The organism is Rhizobium leguminosarum, from assembly GCF_002953715.1.
Taxonomy (GTDB): Bacteria; Pseudomonadota; Alphaproteobacteria; order Rhizobiales; family Rhizobiaceae; genus Rhizobium; species Rhizobium leguminosarum_V.
The window spans coordinates 509346-526829 of sequence record NZ_CP025014.1 but is presented as its reverse complement, the minus strand read 5'-3'; the positions used below and the strand labels follow the sequence as shown (position 1 = coordinate 526829).

Sequence of the window (17484 nt, the reverse complement as noted above, 5' to 3'; positions counted from 1 at the left end):
ATGCCGCTTCTCGCCTCGCTTGCTCTATCGTATGCATTGGTTCTGGTCGCGCCGGGGCCAAACCTGCTTATTGTGCTTCGCGTGGCCGTAAGGCCGTCCTGGGGTCGCTTGCTGAGCGTGGCCGCCGGGATTGCCTCCGGCGCCGCCATGGCCTCTTATCTCGCTGCGATCGGAGCAACGTCCCTTTACATGCTGGATGACCTGGATATGTGGGCTTCAGTTGTTCTGTCCTCGATTCTCCTTTATTCAGCCGTCCGGCTTGCGCGCCGTCCTCTTGCGGGCGCGCGCCCACAACAGGTCGGATCGGATAGCCTGAGTCTCAGGCTCTACAGTTTGGGCCTCGCAACGGCGCTCAGTAATCCCCTGTCCGTTCCCTTCTTCGTGGGCCTCTATCTCGCCCAGCCGGACTTCAGGACCGGTATGGGTGAAGCAGCCTCCTGCATCATTTTCCTCATGGCCTTCTCCTGGTTTATCTTGGTTGGACTTGTTTTCTCCGTCCCCGCCATTCAACGGCTCGACACGATCTGGGCGAGGGCTGCCCAAACCGTCCTGGCAGCCGCCATGGGGCTTTATGGCTTAATACTGCTTTATGAGCATGTGCTTTGATCCAATCACTCAGGGAGCTAACGACGATATGGTCGAGCCGCGCAGGGCAAGGCAAGGCAAGGCAAGGCAAGGCAAGGCAAGCGGAACTGACGACCGCTGGTGGACAATGCAATACCGAATAATCCACGAAAGCAGCTTATCAATCTTATTCTGCATGTCGCTGTTGACGGTGGCGGAGAGCGTGGCGATCATCGGCGGGCGACCGGCTTCACGGCGGCGCGGCGCTGCAGCGCGAAACACGCCGCCGAGCAGTTGATGTCGGGAACGAGATCGTAGGTCTGTTGGTAGAGGCTCGTTATCAGCTGAAGCGGCCAGCCTGGTATCCCAGGCGTTTTTGCCCGCTTCCCCTGCTGTCGTAAGAATAGATATCGCGGAAACCGGAACGGAATTGCGCGGTGCTGTTGATGGTCCGGCCATCGCCGAAAGCCCGCGATCTCCTTCTTCGACATCTAGTCCAATCAACACTTCATCATCCACGGATGTGCCGCGGGCTGTCCGTTCGCTTCGCAATTCCCAGCCCAGGCGCGACGCTCGAACCTCGTGATCGTTGGTGGCTAAGAAGTGAGACAATTTGCCCACTTAACTATTACTCAAAAGTAATACATCCTCCAATTGACTTTTCAGAATCGCGGCTGTAATTGCTGTTCGAGTTTTGAAAATACAAGTTGAGTATATGCATCACCTCGGCGAAGTTGTAATACGACGACAAAAAGAAAAGTTGATTGAAATCGTAAGGAAATTTGTAAGCCGGGGACAGCCTTACGTTATAATGAACTTTCCATCAAATAAAGACCCTGGCCATCATGCGAGTTGGCTTGGATTGTCGATGGTATTGCGCGAAGTAACGGGGCGCCTCCCGGTGCTGACTGGCAGCACCGCTCAAAGTATAGATGAGATAAAAACAACACCAGGCGACGCTCCAATATTCATTTGCGGTTGGACCGACCTTGGAGACGCGCGGACGGGCAGGGATGATGTTCGCTACCGTTTGATGTGGAAATATCCGGATCGAACGATCATTCAGATGCCGCAAACGATTCATTTCGCCAACGAGTCCCTCAAGGAATACGCGAAACGTACGATTGGGAGGCATCGCAAGTTTTTTTGCATGACGCGCGATGGTCAGAGTTTCGAGTTAGCGAAAGCCAACTTCGATTGTGAAGTTGAGGCTGGTCCGGACACGGCATTCGGCATGGGAACGCTGAAACCGTTCGAAGCCGATCCTCTCAGGGTATTATACGTCATGCAGCCTCTTGGAGAGGACGAGGTTGATATAGCGAAAGCACGAGCGATCGTTGATGGACCTCTTACCAATTGGATCAACGGTCCAAATAGCTTGTCGCGCATGCGCAAGTCGAGCGTCGTCAAGTCGGCGTTGCGGCATGGCTTTAGCCGCACAGAGATGATCGCCCAACATCGTGAGGATGTCGCGGCTCGATATGTCGATTACGGCGTGAAGATCCTGTCCGGCGCGCAACGGATCATCACCAACCATCTACACGGTCATATTCTCTGTCTTTTGCTGAACAAGCCGCATATCGCGGTTGCGAGGGACGGAAGCAATCTACACGACGTCATCGATAGCCAGACTGGCGATAGCCCTCTGGTGGAGAAAGCGACAAATCACGGTGAGCTTTTAGCAGCAATGTCTCGCCTGCCGTATGAGATGGGAGGAGCTTGGTACAAGTCGAGTAAACCCATGAATCCAAGTCCCGCTATTCCCGCGCCCGATCTAATACCTCAACCCTCCATAGTCTGATTCCCGGTAGGAGCTCACTTTGTCGGTTTTACGAGACGACGATATTCTATTCAGCCATGTCAGTGAGAACCGATCCGCCGCAGCCGTAACGGGTGCTTTCTGGTCGGCGCTGAGCACGCTTATTCCGACAGTTCTGACCTTCGCTGTCTTTGTGGTGACGTCTCGCGTTCTCCAGCCCCAGGATTTCGGTCTTGTCGCGCTGGCATTCAGCATTGTGTCGTTTGCGGGCAGCTTTGGACCAACGGCATTTGGCGAAGCGATCATACAAAAAGCCGAAATCAGGCGCAGCCATCTGGATACGATATTCCTGCTTTCGCTCGCTTTTTCATTTTTGATCTATGGCGCTTTGTGCATAGCCGCTTCGCCAATCGCGGCCTATGTGGGGCATGAGCAAATCACACCCCTGATTTACATCATGGGATTGAAGGTTTTCTTCGACTTCACGGCCGTCGTTCCGAATGCAATTGTCAATAGGAAGATGTCGTTTCATCTGGTAGCCGTCCGCACTGTGATTGCTACCATCACTTCTGCCTGCATTTGCCTTGTTTTGGTTCTCGCGGGTTTCGGCTTGTGGGGGCTTGCGATTGCACAGATCGCGGCCACAGCAGCATCATGCGGCGCCGCTTTCTGGGGCGCCGGGTGGCGGCCCGGGCTTCACCTGAAGCGAGCAAGCCTCAACGAACTCCTTCACTATGGGTTCTTTGCATCCGGCACGCGGTTTTTACAGACGATGAGCTTGGACAACTTGCTCATTGGAGTGCTCTTGAGCCCGGCAGCGCTCGGGATCTATAACTTTTCGAAGCGCTTGTTTGATATGATCAACAACGTTATCGCCGGGGGCTTAACATCTGTCACGCACGTCTTGCTTTCTTCATTGCGGTCCGATCCGAAGAAAGTTCGAGAAGCATTTCTCATGGCAACGTTTGGCTGTGCTCTGGTGTCCTACCCCGTATTCATTGGCCTTGCCGCCGTTGCCGATGATGCGATCACGACAATTTTCGGTGCACATTGGATCGCGGCCGTTTGGCCGGTTCGGTTCTACTGCGTCATAGGATTGATGGCTGGGATCGGCTACGTGCAGGCATCCTTGATCAAGAGCCAAGGAGAGATGGATTGGTGGTTTTACTACCAGCTGGCACGAAACCTCCTCACACTCCTGACGATCGCAATTCTCTATCCTTATGGCGTCACGACGATTGTTTTCGCCATAATGATCGAAGTTCTGTTGTTTTGGCCGATCACCAGCTGGAAGGTTTCGCAGCATATAGAGCTGAGTATCCCGGCATATCTGGCGCAATTCCTGCGGCCTACCATAGCCTCTGCAGGAATGGTTGCAGTCGTTTTCCTCCTCCACGAATTGCTCATTCATTGGTCCCCGTATCCACGCTTGGCTTTGGAAATCCTTGCAGGCGGCATGGTTTACTGCGGCCTGATATTCGTTCTGTGCAGAGCTCGCTTAAATATCTTGATCGGCAGTATAAAGCAGGCACGGCAGCGCAAAAGTAACAGGGGTGCGGTTGCCAACCCTGCATGATTTCCAGGCCCTACCCGCATAGACCTGTCTTGCGATTTGAAGGATCTGGTGCTCAAGCCGTCATCTGAAATTATGAGAACGCCGCTTCGGTGACGTTCTCATCCACCGCATCCGAACGCCCCTCAGACACAACGCGTAATAGGATAATCCATAAGATGACTAGCCTCGACCGCGGTTATTCGCCACCGGCGATGGACGATGTAGGAGCCTCGGTTGCCGACCGCAACCGCTACTATACGCTCGATGCAATGCGCGGATTTGCCGCTATTTGTGTTGTCGCTACACATTTCCGGGAGAGCTATGCGCCTTCAGCCTATTTGGCCGTCGATTTTTTCTTCGTTCTCAGCGGATTTATTATCGCCGATATTTACGGAAAACGGCTCGCCCGCGGTCTGCTGTTCCAGTCGTTTATGGCGGCCCGCATCAAGCGCCTTTATCCGCTCTATTTGATCGGAATTTTGGTCGGCCTCATACAGATCATTCTGTTAACAAGCTGGGGGCTGAGAAATCAAAGTGTCATCGACCTGCTGGCGTCGACGACTGCGAACACGTTCTTTCTGCCCAGCCCAATCTATTTCCTTCAAGCAAACCCGATGCAAGGAATGTTTCCAATCAACGGTCCAGCGTGGTCGATGTTCTGGGAACTGTTGGTGAATATAGTCTTCGCCCTGTGGCTTTTTCGGCTTTCTATCCGCGCCCTCTGCGGAGTTGTATTGGTCTCGGCTGCATCTTTGGTTTTTGTCGGTCTTAAATACGGCATGTTGAATATTGGCTGGGAGTGGCCCTCCGCGGTAGGCGGCCTGCCAAGGGTGATGTTTTCATTTACCGCAGGGGTCGTGATAAGCCGTCTATTCGGCGGCATGCCCGCATGGAGGAAGGGCTGGGCCGCCATTGTGCCATGCCTTCTTCTGATGATTTGCATTGCGGCGCCGGTTCCTGTCGTGCTGCGGCCTTACTACGACTTGATGTTCGCGATGGCCCTGGCGCCGCTCATCGTGATGCTTGGCCTACTTTTGGAGATGCCTGCAAAAGCAGAGGCGTTGGCGACATGGATTGGGTATATCTCCTACCCAATCTACATCCTACATCGAGGTGCGATCGGCGTTTTCAAGCCGGTTGCGGCGTCGATTGGATTGAATAGCCCTCTCGCATTCTCAGTGTTTCTCAGCGCGGTCGTATGTTTCGCTTATCTGACCGCTCGCCTCGTTGACAAAACCATGGCTACGCGGACCCGTCGAGCTCGATAACTTTTGCGTCGGCTTTGCTAGGTGCACCTACTTAAATGCATGGGGTGCGCTTGGAATGGTCGGTCAACCGCTCGTCTTGCAGCAAACCGCTTCGACGCGCTTATGTCGTCGATCAGCGGCGGGCGGGCGGCTTCGTGGCGGCGCGGCGCTGCAGCGCAAAACGCGCGGCCGAGCAGTTGATGTCGGGAACGAGATCGTAGGTCTGCTGGTAGAGACTCTGCGCCAGCGTATTGTTGCCGCGGTTTTCCGAGGCAAGGGCTGCGAGCGCCGTGCGCTTGTAAGCCTCGACGATCGGCTCGGCGGCCTTTGCCAGCGCGGTGTCGTCAGACGGTTCGGCTGCCAGCGAAAGAGCGGCATAGGTTGCATCGCCATCCCTGCCGACGCGGCCACCGACAGCCCCGTTGAAACTTTGCTCGGAGACCTGGCGCATGCGCCGGGCGTTCTTGATGCATGTCGGAATGCGGCCGGCTTCGGCATTGATGCGCTCGGCCGTCGGGCCACTTTCCGCGCTGCCGCTGTCGGACAGGATCACGTAGCCGATGATGCCGACGATGGCGAGATAGGCGACACCCATGCCGGCGAGGAAAGCCGGCTGCTTGAGGAGCGATTTTTTCGGCTTGTCGTCACCGACCTTGGAAGCCTCCTTCTTCGGCGCCTCCTTGGCGGCGGCTTTGACGACGAACTGGAATTCGACGTCCTTGCCGAGACGGAAGCTGTCGCCTGTTTTCAGCGAGGCCGTCTGCAACAATGCTTCGCCGCGCAGCATGATCGGGTTCAGCCCCATGCGGCGAATGATGAAGCCGCCGTCGCTCTGCCGCTCGATGCGCGCATGGATCGGCGCCAGGAATGGATCGTCGACGACGATATCGGCATTGGAAGCCCGGCCGATCGACATTTCCGGCCGGTCGAGCACATGGCTGCGGCTCTGGCCGCCGGGACCGGTCTGCAGAAGGCTTGGCTTGTTTCCGCGAAAGAAGGAAAAGACCATGATCAGAACATCCCACTCGACATCATCTCGACAATTGCCGGGGCCAGCACCAGAAGCAGGATCGACACGACGATCATCATCGCCGGCATGACGATCTTGGCTTTCAGCTTTTCACTGGCCCTGTCGGCCTTTTCCCAACGGCGGAAGCGCAGGTCGCGCGCATGTTCGCGCAACAGCTCGACGCGGTTGCTGCCCTCGACTTCGCCCTGGATCACGGCGCGGATGACGCGGATGACCTCCTCGGCGGTCATGCGGCGCTCCAGCCGCTGCAGCGCCTCGATCATGCCGGTGCCGAGCGCCACGTCCTTCAGCGTCTGTTCGATCTCCTCGCTCATGACGGTGCCGGGTGCCGCCTCGGCATAAAGCCTCAGGCTTTCCGGCAGCGTCGCTTGCGCCTGCTGCGTCATGACGACGAGATCGAGGAAATAGGGAAATTCGCGCGAAATGCGCTCCTTGCGATCCTGCGCCTTGTCGTCGGCGACGACCCAGAAATAGATGGCCGGGATCAGGCCGAGGATCAGGCCGGCGACGAGCCCGCCGATCACGCTGCCGCTGGCAATGCCGAACAGCAGGCCGAGCACGATGAAGCCGAAGAGGCTCAGAACGACGAGAAGCGCGATATATTCCCGCCCCGTCACGCCGCCGAACGGCCGGCCGCCATAGATCAGCTTCTGCTCGAGCTGCGCGCCGTAATCGGCCAGGAGCGGCTCGAAATGCGTCAGCACGAATTCGACCGGCGTGCGCATGCCGATGCTGTCGACGATATTGGGCGGCGGACCATCGCCGCCTGCGGACCGGCGCACCACCTGAATGCTGCCGAGCATGTCGCCGATCCACCAGACGAACAGCGCAGCGGTGATCCCGGCAAAGACGACGGCGATGGGGCCAAGAGGTATCCCGGACATCATACCGAAACCTTCATCATCGAGCGCATCCAGAAGAAACCGGTGGCATAGAGAACGGCGCCGACGATCGCGATGACGATGCCGATGGCATTGCCGAACACCTTGTCGATCAGTTCCGGCTGGCCGAAGAAGATCATCAGGATCATGAACAGCGCGCCGCCGTTGACGACGCGGAAATTCATGCGCGCCTGCGACGACGAGGTCGTGATCTTCTGGTCGAGCTTCCAGATTTCCTTGAAGGATTTCGACATTTCCGTCAGCGGCTCGGAAATGTCGCCGCCCTGGCGGGCAAAGAGACCGAGAGCCGCATCGACCATCTTGAAGTGCAGGCTCGGCACGTTGCGGCCATGGCGGTCGAGCGCCTCGACCAGGCCGATGCCGAGCTTCTGTTCACGGGCAATGCGCTCGAACTCGCGCGAGGCCGGCATCTGGCCGGTATCGGCCACCGCATTGACGGCGATGGCGAGCGGTTTGCCGGTGCGCACCGCCGAGACGATCTGGTCGACGGCATAGGGAAGCTGCGATTCGATCTGCAGCCAGCGGCGCTGCAGAAAATAACGGATCACGCCCTTGGGCAGAAAGATGGCGACCGGGATGGCGACGACGAAGCCGAAGATCGGCCCGAAGATCAGCGAGACCACGATGAAGACGACAATCGCCGTGATGCCGTAGGCGAGGATCATCGTATAGGGCGGAACGGCATCGCGCCCGAAGACCTGCGCCGCCTCGCTGGCGAGCGCAATGTCACGCTCGGTGGCGCGCAGCAGCGGCGCCGGCCAGCGCACCGGCGCGCCCCAGACGAGCAGTCCCGCCGTCACAGCGCCGAGGGCGACCGTAAAAATCTGCAGAATGCTGATATTCATCGTTTCCCCCTCAGAGCAATTCCAGGAAAAGTGCGAAGCGGTTTTCCGTCCGGAATTGCGTAAAAACAAAAGCTTAGAGCGGTTCTGCGCTTCCGCGAAAACCTGAACCGCTCTAGACGAACATATCCAGTTTTTCGATTTCGCCGTCGTCGTTGAACTCGACGAGTTCGGCGACGAAGCTCGGCAGGTAGCCGGTGAAGGCATGCACGGCCTGGCCGCCGGCGCGGCCGACGAGATTGAAGATCGGCTCGACGATGATGAGGCCGGTATCCGGATCGATGCCGATCACCTCTGATATCTCGGTGACGGCGCGCCGCCCGTTCGCCAGGCGGTTCAGCTGCACGACGAGTTCGACGGCGGCAACGATCTGCTGGCGGATCGCCATGACCGGCAGCGAGCTCTGGCCCTGCAGCACCATCACCTCAAGGCGGGTCATCATGTCCTGCGGCGTATTGGCATGCGCCGTCGTCATCGAGCCGGCATGGCCGGTGTTCATCGCCTGCAGCATGTCGATCGCTTCGGCACCGCGGCACTCGCCGACGATGATGCGGTCAGGCCGCATGCGCAGGGCGTTGCGCACGAGATCGCGGATGGTGACGCTGGTCTCGGACTCCGCCGTCTTCGGCCGCGATTGCAGATAGACGACATGGATGCCGTCGAGTTGCAGTTCGGACGTGTCCTCGACGGCCACGACGCGTTCACCGACCGGAATGAATTGCGACAGGCTGTTCAAGAGCGTCGTCTTGCCGGAGCCGGTGCCGCCGGAGACGACGATGTTCTTGCGCGAGCGGACGGCCGCCTCGAGGAAGGCGCGCATCGGCTCGCTGAGCGCGCCGGCGGTCACCAGCTTGCTGATGTCGAGCCGCGACTTGCCGCCGAACTTGCGGATGGTGAGGCAGGCGCCCTTGACCGCCAGCGGCGGAATGACGGCGTTGACACGCGAGCCATCCGGCATGCGGAAGTCGGCCATCGCCTCGCTCTCGTTGATCGAGCGGTTGGAATCGACGGCGATGCGCTCGATCACCTTCATCAGCTGCCGCTCATTGGCGAAGGCGAAGGGATAGCGCTCCAGCAGGCCGAATTTTTCGACGTAGATCTCGTCGTAGCGCGTCACCATGATTTCCGAGATGACGTCGAGATCCATCAGCTCGGAGATCGTTCCCCAGCGATACATCAGCTCCTCGATATTGGAGCGCATGTGCATATGGGCGATTTCGTAGCGGTCGCCAGCGTTGAACAGAGCCTGCCTGGACTGGAAGGCGGCGCTGAAACGGGTGTCGAGCTGGGCGAAGTCGGAGCGGGTGGATTCGAAGTTCAGCTTGAGCTGCAGCGCCGAAATCAGCGCCTTGCCGACGTCGAACAGGCGGCGATTGTCCTGCTCCTCGCGCGAGAGGCTTGCGGCATTCGACGAAGCATCCCGTCGGCCTGTGCGGGCGATGCGTTTTGCCAGCCACCGATAGACGGCGTTCTTGATGACGAGGATGACGAGATCCTGCGGCGCGCTGTCGAGCGCCTCCTTGATGAACATGTCGAGACGCTCGCGGATGCGGCTGCGCGTCTCCTCGCGGCCGAAATCGGAGGATTTCACCAGCCGGTCATACTGTGTGTCTTTTAGCAATCGCTCATGTATTTCCATCTGCAGCGCCAGCACACGTTCCTGGTCCGGAAACTGCGTGACCGCCACGGGGGCCGCGGCCGGCTCGACGAGTTCGATCGTGACATTCGGCACCCAGATCGACATGCCGGCCGATATCGCAACCGGCGTGCCGGCTCGAAGCGGTTGGTCGTCGACGCGCGTCGGGTTGCGGCCGTGATGCTGCACCGACCAGCCCTGGCCCGACTTTCGCAGCACGAATTGCGGCGAGGAGACGTGGCTGCCGCGCAGCCGCACGACGCCCGCGCCGGCGGGCAGCGTCAGCGTGCTGCTTTCGCCGACGAAATAGGTCTCGTTCGCCGAGAGCGGGATCACCTCCCGACCGCTGCCGTCCTCATAGGAAATCTTCAACAGCATGGCTCATTCCCCCGCGACGGTCACATGCGCGTCCAGTTGATGCTCGGCAGGTCCTCGACGGTATTGTCAGCCGGATTGCGCAGCACGAGATTGAGGCTGCCGTTCGACTGGCCCATGGCAAAAATCAGCATTTCAGCTTCCGACGGTGTCACTTCGACGGTCACATTGTTGTAGGTGCTATTGGCCTTGGTGACCGCACCCTCCGCCGTCGTCGCTGCGCCGACGGCCAGCACTTTGACATTCTGCAGGAAGGTGCGGGTGACGACGCGGGTGCGCGAGCTTATGCCGAGCTTATAGTCCTGCGCCTGTTTGCGGTAGGCGTTGACATCGTTCTCGTCGGCGCCTGGATACTGGGTGAGATAATTCTTCAGCATCTGCTCGACCGGCGACTGCGGCTGGGCTGGAGCCTGCGGCTGCCCGGCTGCGGCCGGCGCCTGACCAGGGACGGCAGGCTGACCTGGCACGGCAGCGGGCTGGCCAGGAGCGCCCAGCTGGGTCGCGGCGGCCGGCGCCACGGGCTCGACCGGTTCGTCGACCGTGCCGATGATATCGACATAGCTGCCCGGCTCGACGAAATGGCCGACGGCCGCGGCCGCATTGACGGGAAGGGTCAGCGCCCGTTTACCCGGCGCGATCATCGTCGTCAGGCGTCCACCGTCGGTATCGTCGAAATACTGGAAGAGCAACACCGAGCCGGCCGGAATATCGCTTGCAGCCGTCCTGTCCTTCAGCCATTCCTGATAGGCGCTGGCCGCGGGAACCGCGAGCTTGGCGAGCGCCCCGAAGCTTTCCGGCAGCATGACTGGTTCGGCGAGCATGTCGGGCGTGATCGCCTGTCCTCGCGTCACCTTCCTGTCGGGCTGGAGCCGCATGAAGGCATAGGCCACCTGCTCGTTCTTGACGCTCTCGGTCCAGAAGTAGAGCAGAACGCCCGTGATGAGCCCGACGATGACGGCCGCGATGAGCTTCCAGTTCATGGTGTTATTCCTTCGACGAAGGGTTGCCTGATTTGAATGACCTCGACGGTCCGGCCGTCGGTTTTGCTTCTGACATAAAGAACGTTAGCCTCGACGCTGCCGCGCCGGCCATAAAGAGCGGTGACTCCGCCGCGCTGTGCCGGCGGCGTCTCGATGGTGAAGCCGTCGCGGACAAGAAGATCGGCGCGCTGATCCGACCAGCGGGAGGCGGTGAGCGTGCCTTTCGACACGACCGTGCGCGACGTGTGGCCCTTGTCGCGATCGCCGATATCGCTCAGCACTTCGACACCGGCCGGCGGACGCAGCGACATCGGCAGCTTGCTGACATCGGCTGGAGCCGCGAAGGCCGGCAGCGTCGCAGTGACATCGTCGAAGCGGCTCATCAGCACTTCGGTCATCGGCGCATCGGCGGGACGACGGATCATGATCGAGACGCCTGGTATCGGCGCTCTTGCCGAAGGATTGGCCGGATCCTGCCGTCTGAGATAGTCGAGGGCCGCCTCGCCGTCGCCGTCGAAGAACCGCACCACCACGGCGAGATCGTCGCGGATGCGGCTCGTTTTCGGGACGATCAGCATGTTGGCGGCAATGACGGCGGTCAGCTCTTGCCTGTCGTTGCTTTTCGGCAGGGCAGGGCGGGTATTGACGGCCAGTACCCGCAGCCACTCGTCGGTGATATCGGAAATGCTGCGATCGCTCTGGTAGGGTGTGAATTCAAGCGGCTGGCCGTTGATGACGAGATCGCGCGGCGCGCGTTCCGGCGCGCCGACGATACCGGCCAGCATCGAATTCAGCGTCACCCTCAAATCCTTGTAGATCTCGGCGCGGCCCGGTGCGGCCATGGCAGCGGCAAGCCCGATGACGAGCGCCAAACCAGTGAGATGGCCGGCGAAACGGAAAGCGATGCGCGAGCCCTGTCTCATCTCATTTCGCCCCCGGAAAGACGCCGTCGAAGAGATCGCCGGAATCGTCGGCCACGTCGCGGATTTCCCGGCGCAGGGTCGGATCGTAGCCGCGACGCGTGGTATCGTTGTTGTGCGAGGCAAACAGCGTGGAATCGTCCACCGTAAACGCATCCTTCCAGCGGATGCTCCTGATGGTATCGAGATCGTCGGAATCCCTGAACTTGTAGACGCGGTCGGCAGTCGCGGTGACGAGCTGCGGCTTCTCATTGGCGAGGTCGCCGACCATGTCGCCGAAATCGCGGCCGTCGCTCTTGAGGGTGTTCTGAACATCGTCCCAGACAAAGGTGCGCGGCGGGTCGCCGTCGCCTTCGTGCGATGGTGTGCGCGAGCAGTTCATGGCGTCGCCCCCGGGTAGTCCTGGCAAGGCCGGAATCGGGAAGACGTTCGAGAAATCCGACGTGCAGTCCAGCCCATTCGCCTCGGCGAAGGCGGCATTGCGCATCGCGAGCATGGTTCCGACCTTCTTGGTGGAGATCTTGTTCGCGTGGATGACAAAAATCACGATCAGCAAGATGACCGGCGCGGCGAGCACGAATTCAATCGAGGCAAGGCCGCGCCTGTCGCGGTGCAGCCGCATCAGCAGCCCGCGGCCCGGAGGACCGCCCATAGGCTCAGTGTGTGTTGACGGCAGCCCAGGCATTGGCTCCTCCTCGGTCGAAGACGCGGGTCAAGCCGGTGAAACTATCGGCAGCCGGGCTCTGTTTGATGGTGTTGGAAACTTGGCCGATATCATCGGCGAGTGTCGCGGGGGCAAGCGATGCCAGCCAATCCTGGGTGTAGAGATCGAAGGCCGTGTAGTTGTGGACCCAGCTCTGCGCCAAGGCATAGGCGGACGGTGTCTTGTCCTTGAAGATGCGGATCTGCAGCCTGGCGCGCGGGGCGCGCGAAACGATCGCTAGCGTCTGGTAGTCGTCGAGTTGCTCGCCGCCAAAGGGCGTAAAGTTAAACGGTATGCGTCCCTTCAGCCAGTAAGGCTTCGGGAAGGAGATGACGGGCAGGGGAGCACCCGCCACGGAAATCGCGCCACCGGCTGGGCCGCAGACCTGGTTCCAGATCATGTCGAACTTGCGGGTGAAATCGTTCTCGTCCTTTGTCTGTTTGTCGGAATAGCGCGGCGGCACGTCGATCGGCAGCTGGAAGGGGTTCACGACACCGAACTCGATGCCGAAGAATTCTTCGGCGACAAAGAAGCTGCCATCGAGCAGCAGTTCCTGCCACCAGCTGAGATCGCCAAATTGCTCGATGATCGCCTTAAACGGGACCTTGCTCAGATAGGCCGGGCCGAAGGCTTCATAAAAGATGTAAAAGTCCACTAAAGCATCGTCGATGCCGCTCTCGTGGTTGACCCAGTCGCGGATATGGCTGCCGTCGACGCCGCCTGCAGTCAACGGACCCTTGCCGTTGGGGAAGCCGCGATTGGCAAACTCGCCGCGCATGAGGAGCGGGTCTTGTCCCTGGGTGCCATTGGCCATGGCAAGGCACATTTCAGCATAGGCCGAGGCGGGATTGATGCCGTCGCGATCCACCGGCAGGTTGCCGCCGGCGCCCTCTCCGGCGTCGTTGCAGGATTCGCACGGCGGGTGGAAGACGACATGGTCCGACTTGTTCAGGCGCACCAGATGCAAGGCTTCGTTGCCGACCCGCTGAGGAAAGCTCTCGACGAGGTAGTCGTTGAGATCATTCATGGCGTCGATGATGTCGCTGGACTTCACGATGAGGCCTAAGGGATCATAATCGATCTGCGCTTTTACCGTATATGCAAGCGCCTTGGTGGCTCCTATCGCCCGGACCCCTTGGAACGCCAAGCAAGCACCGTAGATGATGCCGCCGACGATCGGAACTTTCTGCCAGCCCGGGCAATAGGGCATCGGCGGCATCGGCGGCAGGAGCGACGCCGGGCCGAAGCCTTCCGTGAAAGAATATTCGGCAAGTTTCGCCAGAATGACACCCGAGCGCAGGGCGAGTTCCGCCGTCGTCAGCTGGTAGGCGACCGAGGTCGCCATGACGACGGTTGCCTGCGAGGAAGCAACGTTGTTCATCGCCATGATGTTGAGATAGCGCGCTTCCCAGTCCGCATGGACGAGCGCGGCGGCGTCGGCAGTGTCCTGCGTGCGCTGCTTGTCGTAGATCATCTGTCCCGTATTCAGGATCCAGACGATCATCAGGGCGAGCGCGATCGTCATGTAGAGAATGATGGGTGACAGGAAGCCGCGCTCGTCGCGGTGCAGGCGCTTTATGAGGGTCGGTGTCATAGCAGGTTCACCTCCGCCGTCGAGATCGTGTAGTAGCGGCCGTCTTTCCTCTGGCCGCGGGCAAAGACCCAGCCGGCATATTCGAGCAGCAGGAAGCGCGCTTCCACCTTGGCGGTGACCGGCACATGCGGCGAACGGTTGATGGCGGCATAGAGCGCCATCGGCGCGCGATCGACGGTCACGGTGACGTTCTGCGGATCGAACATGTAGCGGGCCTGGTTGCGCATCGCGCGCCAGTTCTTCGAAAGGCCCGAGGCATCGGCAAGGCTTTTCAGCGCCTCTTCGGGCGGCTGGCAGGCGCCGACGCATTTCAGCTGGTCGTAGGGTGCGGCCGGGATCAGCGCCAGGCGGGCCGCAAGATCGGCCTTGCCGGCGGCAGCATCGTCATCGCAGGTCTTGGCGTCGATTAAGCTCCGGATGGTGATCGGCAGGGCCGGACAGAAATAGACGCGGGCGCTGCGGGCCGCCGCATAGGCGGCGTAGTGAGTGAAGAGGTGGTTCTTGGCCAGGATGGTGAACTGGAAGACCACGAACATGAAGAAGACGAAGACCGGCGTGACAAGCACGAAATCCATCATCGTCGTGCTGCCGGAGATATCGCCGTGAAGCTCCGAGATCCGGCGCCGGCGGGCGGAAAGCCGCGGCAGCAGCAGCATCGAGGCAAGCAGCATCATGGCGATCGCAAAGGTACCGAGGAGCGCGCCGTGATCCTCAGGGATCCAGAAGGTCCGCGAGTGCAGGATCGAACTCCAGAAGGCACCGTCGAAGATGGGGCGTTCGAGTTCCGCGCGCATTGCCGTTACCTCACGAGTGAAAGAGGGGTGAAATCAGGCATAAAAAGGCACCAGAGAAGGCCGAGAGCAGCGGCAACGCCGAAGCGGACGGTATGATGTGTCTCGCGCGGCTTCAGCACCGAAGCGGCATCGCGAAAACCGGCGGGCAGAAGCAATGCGAACAGTCCGACCGTTCGAGCCAGCACGCTCCACTGAACACGCCGCGCCATGGAGAAAACAGCGATCACGCCGCCGACCATGAGCGATGCAAGGGTGACGTCGATGGCGGGCCAGAGGCCGAGAATGGCGCCGAGCGCCGCCATCAGTTTGACGTCGCCGCCGCCGCAGCTTCCGGCTGCGAAGGCGATGAAAAAGATCAGACCGGCTGCAAGGAGCCCGGCAAAAGCCAGGCCGATCCCCGCCGGACCGCTTCCGATCGCTGCCAGCGCCAACCCGCCAAGCAGGCAGGGATAGGTGACGGCGTTCGGGATATGACCGTGGCGATGGTCGAGCACCGCCGCAGTCATGGTGCAGGCGACGGCAAGAGCCGCCGCTGCAGGCATCAGGGTCAGATCGTAGGTCATGTCCATGACACTGATCCGCTTATTGACCCGGCTCAGGAATTCTCTCGGCATCCGAGAGCGCCGTGTTCTTTTCGTTGAACCATTCGCCGATCTGTTTGCCGAATGCGAGCAGAAGCAGCATCAGCGGAATGACGATCAGAGCGACGGCCAGGACGATCTGGGCCATGTCGCCGCGCTCGTCCTTGTGAAGTGCAATTGCGAGAGTCTTGAGTTTTCCAAACATCTGCGTATTCCTCGTTCCTAGGTTTGTTTCGGATCGAAGACCTTGGTGAAGATGAAGCAAGCATACGCTATCGATCCGAACCAGCACGTTGCTCGTTCCAATGATATTTTCTGCTTCAGCTTATCTTCCCCGGCGGCCAACGCTTGTTGAGCAACACCATTAAGACCCAAGAGTGCGCCCAAGGCCAGCCCTCCGTCAAGCAAACGAAACGAAGGGTTCCAATTGTCTTGGAGGCATCGCCGGCACAATCGCAGTTGACGTCACATTTTTTGAACTAACCGCTTGAACAAGCTGCAGTTTTACCTGCATGAGCGAAGTTTTTTCCAACCTTCCTTGTCCTCGTCTACTGCTCCATAATTGGTCAATTCTTTCAAAGTGATAGAAGAAACGGCGTGTGGCGCCGATAATGACTGCCTCGGCGGGGCCCGGCCATGGCGTTGTTTGGCGATCTGGATTAAGCTTTCGTCAAATGGTGGGTATCGCCCGCCAGTCGATCCGGAGAGAGAACGATGGAAACGATGAGCAGCATCTTAATACTTGGATTGGTCCTCATTCCATTGATGATGTTCTTTCCGACCGCGGTTCAGATGATGGCGACGCTGTTCGGCATGAGCACGGTCCTGGTCGGGATGCCGCTCTGATGAAGGCCGTTTCCGACGACGCTGCCGAACAGGCGACCTTCCAGGTCCTGACCCGGGCGCTGGACAAGCTGCTCGGGCCGATCCGTTTTCTCCTCGATGATCCGAGCGTGTCCGAAATCCTGATCAATGGGACATCCGACATCTTCGTCGAAAGGCGAGGCAAGCTCGAACGCGCCGATACGCGTTTCGCCAGTCGTGAGGACCTGGAATCGGCCGCGCGCAGCATCGCGCAGTTCTCAGGCAAGCGGCTGACGCCGGAGGAACCGAGCGTCGAGGCGCGGCTACCGGATGGTTCGCGCGTGCAGATGATCCAGCCGCCCGCGTCCCGCACCGGGCTTTGCATCTCCATCCGCCGCTTCCTGAAAGAACATCGCAGCATCCACGATCTCGTCACCCAGGGCAGCCTGACCGAGCAATCGCTGTCACTGCTGCAGGCGGCCGTCGGGCTGCAGAAGAACGTCATAATCTCCGGCGGCACCGGCACCGGCAAGACGACGATGCTGAACGCGCTGTCGGAAGCCTTTGCCGACCACGAGCGCATCATCGTCATCGAGGACACGTCCGAACTGCAGATCCGCAAGGAACACGTGGTCTATCTCGAAGTGACGAAGCCCGACCGTTTCGGTCGCGGCGGCGCCAGCATCCGCGACCTGTTCCGCTCGTCGCTGCGCATGCGGCCTGACCGGATCATCGTCGGCGAGTGCCGCGGCGGCGAGGCGCTCGATATGATCCAGGCGATGACGTCAGGTCACAGCGGCAGCCTTTCGACGGTGCACGCGAACACGCCCTATGACTCCCTGCACCGGCTGGAAACGCTGGCGCTGATGTCGGACATCGACATGCCGCTTCGGCCGCTGCGGGCCCAGATCGCCTCGGCGGTCGACGTCGTCGTGCAGATCGCCCGCTTCAAGCGCACCGGCCGGCGCCGGGTAATCGAGATCTCCGAGATCAAGGGCCTGAACAATGACGGCCAGTATATCGTCGAAAGCATCTACAAGCTCGAGGGCGACGGTCATTCCAATCCCGATGGCGCACTGCTGTGGACCGGTGTCGTGCCGAGCTTTGCCGCCGATGCAGTGGAAGAGCTGCAAGGCGCGGAGCGCCCCGAGTGGGTCGGTGCCGCCGCGCTGCATACAGCTTGAAAACGATCGAAACC

Annotated in this window: 17 protein-coding genes and 1 pseudogene; 6 read left to right on the top strand and 12 right to left on the bottom strand. The window is 59.9% G+C overall.

Going from position 1 to position 17484, the window contains the following annotated elements; translation table 11 throughout:
- Positions 1 to 606 (top strand): LysE family transporter, encoded by a 606-nt coding sequence (locus CUJ84_RS32035; RefSeq protein ID WP_105009597.1) that lies wholly within the window; start codon positions 1 to 3, stop codon positions 604 to 606.
- Between the two features lie 188 nt (positions 607 to 794).
- Here the strand turns inward: CUJ84_RS32035 and CUJ84_RS32030 are convergent.
- Positions 795 to 908, bottom strand: a pseudogene (locus tag CUJ84_RS32030) (FHA domain-containing protein); the annotation flags it as partial.
- A gap of 371 nt (positions 909 to 1279) precedes the next feature.
- Here CUJ84_RS32030 and CUJ84_RS32025 point away from each other — a divergent pair.
- The 3 genes from CUJ84_RS32025 (at position 1280) to CUJ84_RS32015 (ending at position 5146) form a co-directional block, all read left to right on the top strand.
- The gene (locus tag CUJ84_RS32025) at positions 1280 to 2365 is read left to right on the top strand and encodes a polysaccharide pyruvyl transferase family protein (protein WP_105009596.1); all 1086 of its coding nucleotides are present in this window, start codon (positions 1280 to 1282) and stop codon (positions 2363 to 2365) included.
- A gap of 19 nt (positions 2366 to 2384) precedes the next feature.
- Positions 2385 to 3899 carry a lipopolysaccharide biosynthesis protein gene (locus tag CUJ84_RS32020; RefSeq protein ID WP_105009595.1) on the top strand — a complete coding sequence of 505 codons (1515 nt, stop codon included), beginning with the start codon at positions 2385 to 2387 and terminating at the stop codon, positions 3897 to 3899.
- Positions 3900 to 4054: 155 nt separating this feature from the next.
- Positions 4055 to 5146, top strand: a complete 1092-nt coding sequence (locus CUJ84_RS32015) for an acyltransferase family protein (protein ID WP_105009594.1) — start codon at positions 4055 to 4057, stop codon at positions 5144 to 5146.
- Positions 5147 to 5258: 112 nt separating this feature from the next.
- On the opposite strand, the gene CUJ84_RS32010 is transcribed toward CUJ84_RS32015, so the two are convergent.
- The 11 genes from CUJ84_RS32010 to CUJ84_RS31960 form a co-directional block, all read right to left on the bottom strand.
- The gene (locus tag CUJ84_RS32010; RefSeq protein ID WP_105009593.1) at positions 5259 to 6134 is read right to left on the bottom strand and encodes an FHA domain-containing protein; all 876 of its coding nucleotides are present in this window, start codon (positions 6132 to 6134) and stop codon (positions 5259 to 5261) included.
- 2 nt (positions 6135 to 6136) lie between these two features.
- On the bottom strand, positions 6137 to 7042 hold the full coding sequence (locus tag CUJ84_RS32005) for a type II secretion system F family protein (protein ID WP_105009592.1): 906 nt from the start codon (positions 7040 to 7042) through the stop codon (positions 6137 to 6139).
- Positions 7039 to 7902, bottom strand: a complete 864-nt coding sequence (locus CUJ84_RS32000; RefSeq protein WP_105009591.1) for a type II secretion system F family protein — start codon at positions 7900 to 7902, stop codon at positions 7039 to 7041. The genes CUJ84_RS32005 and CUJ84_RS32000 overlap by 4 nt, the downstream gene beginning before the upstream one ends.
- A gap of 112 nt (positions 7903 to 8014) precedes the next feature.
- Positions 8015 to 9913, bottom strand: a complete 1899-nt coding sequence (locus CUJ84_RS31995) for an ATPase, T2SS/T4P/T4SS family (protein ID WP_105009590.1) — start codon at positions 9911 to 9913, stop codon at positions 8015 to 8017.
- Positions 9914 to 9933: 20 nt separating this feature from the next.
- On the bottom strand, positions 9934 to 10890 hold the full coding sequence (gene cpaB / locus CUJ84_RS31990) for a Flp pilus assembly protein CpaB (RefSeq protein WP_105009589.1): 957 nt from the start codon (positions 10888 to 10890) through the stop codon (positions 9934 to 9936).
- Positions 10887 to 11813 (bottom strand): hypothetical protein, encoded by a 927-nt coding sequence (locus tag CUJ84_RS31985; protein WP_105009588.1) that lies wholly within the window; start codon positions 11811 to 11813, stop codon positions 10887 to 10889. Before CUJ84_RS31985 ends, cpaB begins: the two co-directional genes overlap by 4 nt.
- Before the next feature lies 1 nt (position 11814).
- On the bottom strand, positions 11815 to 12495 hold the full coding sequence (locus tag CUJ84_RS31980; protein ID WP_105009587.1) for a TadE/TadG family type IV pilus assembly protein: 681 nt from the start codon (positions 12493 to 12495) through the stop codon (positions 11815 to 11817).
- The gene (locus CUJ84_RS31975; RefSeq protein ID WP_105009586.1) at positions 12467 to 14107 is read right to left on the bottom strand and encodes a TadE/TadG family type IV pilus assembly protein; all 1641 of its coding nucleotides are present in this window, start codon (positions 14105 to 14107) and stop codon (positions 12467 to 12469) included. The genes CUJ84_RS31980 and CUJ84_RS31975 overlap by 29 nt, the downstream gene beginning before the upstream one ends.
- A complete protein-coding gene (locus CUJ84_RS31970; RefSeq protein ID WP_105009585.1) occupies positions 14104 to 14901 on the bottom strand; it encodes a TadE/TadG family type IV pilus assembly protein in 798 nt (265 codons plus the stop codon). The genes CUJ84_RS31975 and CUJ84_RS31970 overlap by 4 nt, the downstream gene beginning before the upstream one ends.
- Positions 14902 to 14906: 5 nt before the next feature.
- Positions 14907 to 15470, bottom strand: coding sequence for an A24 family peptidase (locus tag CUJ84_RS31965; RefSeq protein WP_018246153.1), 564 nt, complete (start codon positions 15468 to 15470; stop codon positions 14907 to 14909).
- A 13-nt stretch (positions 15471 to 15483) separates the two neighbouring features.
- Entirely contained in the window at positions 15484 to 15687 is a 204-nt protein-coding gene (locus CUJ84_RS31960) for a hypothetical protein (RefSeq protein ID WP_018246152.1), read from the bottom strand.
- A 518-nt stretch (positions 15688 to 16205) separates the two neighbouring features.
- Here CUJ84_RS31960 and CUJ84_RS39215 point away from each other — a divergent pair.
- Positions 16206 to 16328, top strand: a complete 123-nt coding sequence (locus CUJ84_RS39215) for a hypothetical protein (RefSeq protein ID WP_260060310.1) — start codon at positions 16206 to 16208, stop codon at positions 16326 to 16328.
- Complete coding sequence (locus tag CUJ84_RS31950) at positions 16328 to 17470, top strand: CpaF family protein (RefSeq protein ID WP_033183517.1); 1143 nt, start codon at positions 16328 to 16330, stop codon at positions 17468 to 17470. The genes CUJ84_RS39215 and CUJ84_RS31950 overlap by 1 nt, the downstream gene beginning before the upstream one ends.
- The last annotated feature ends 14 nt before the right edge of the window (positions 17471 to 17484 follow it).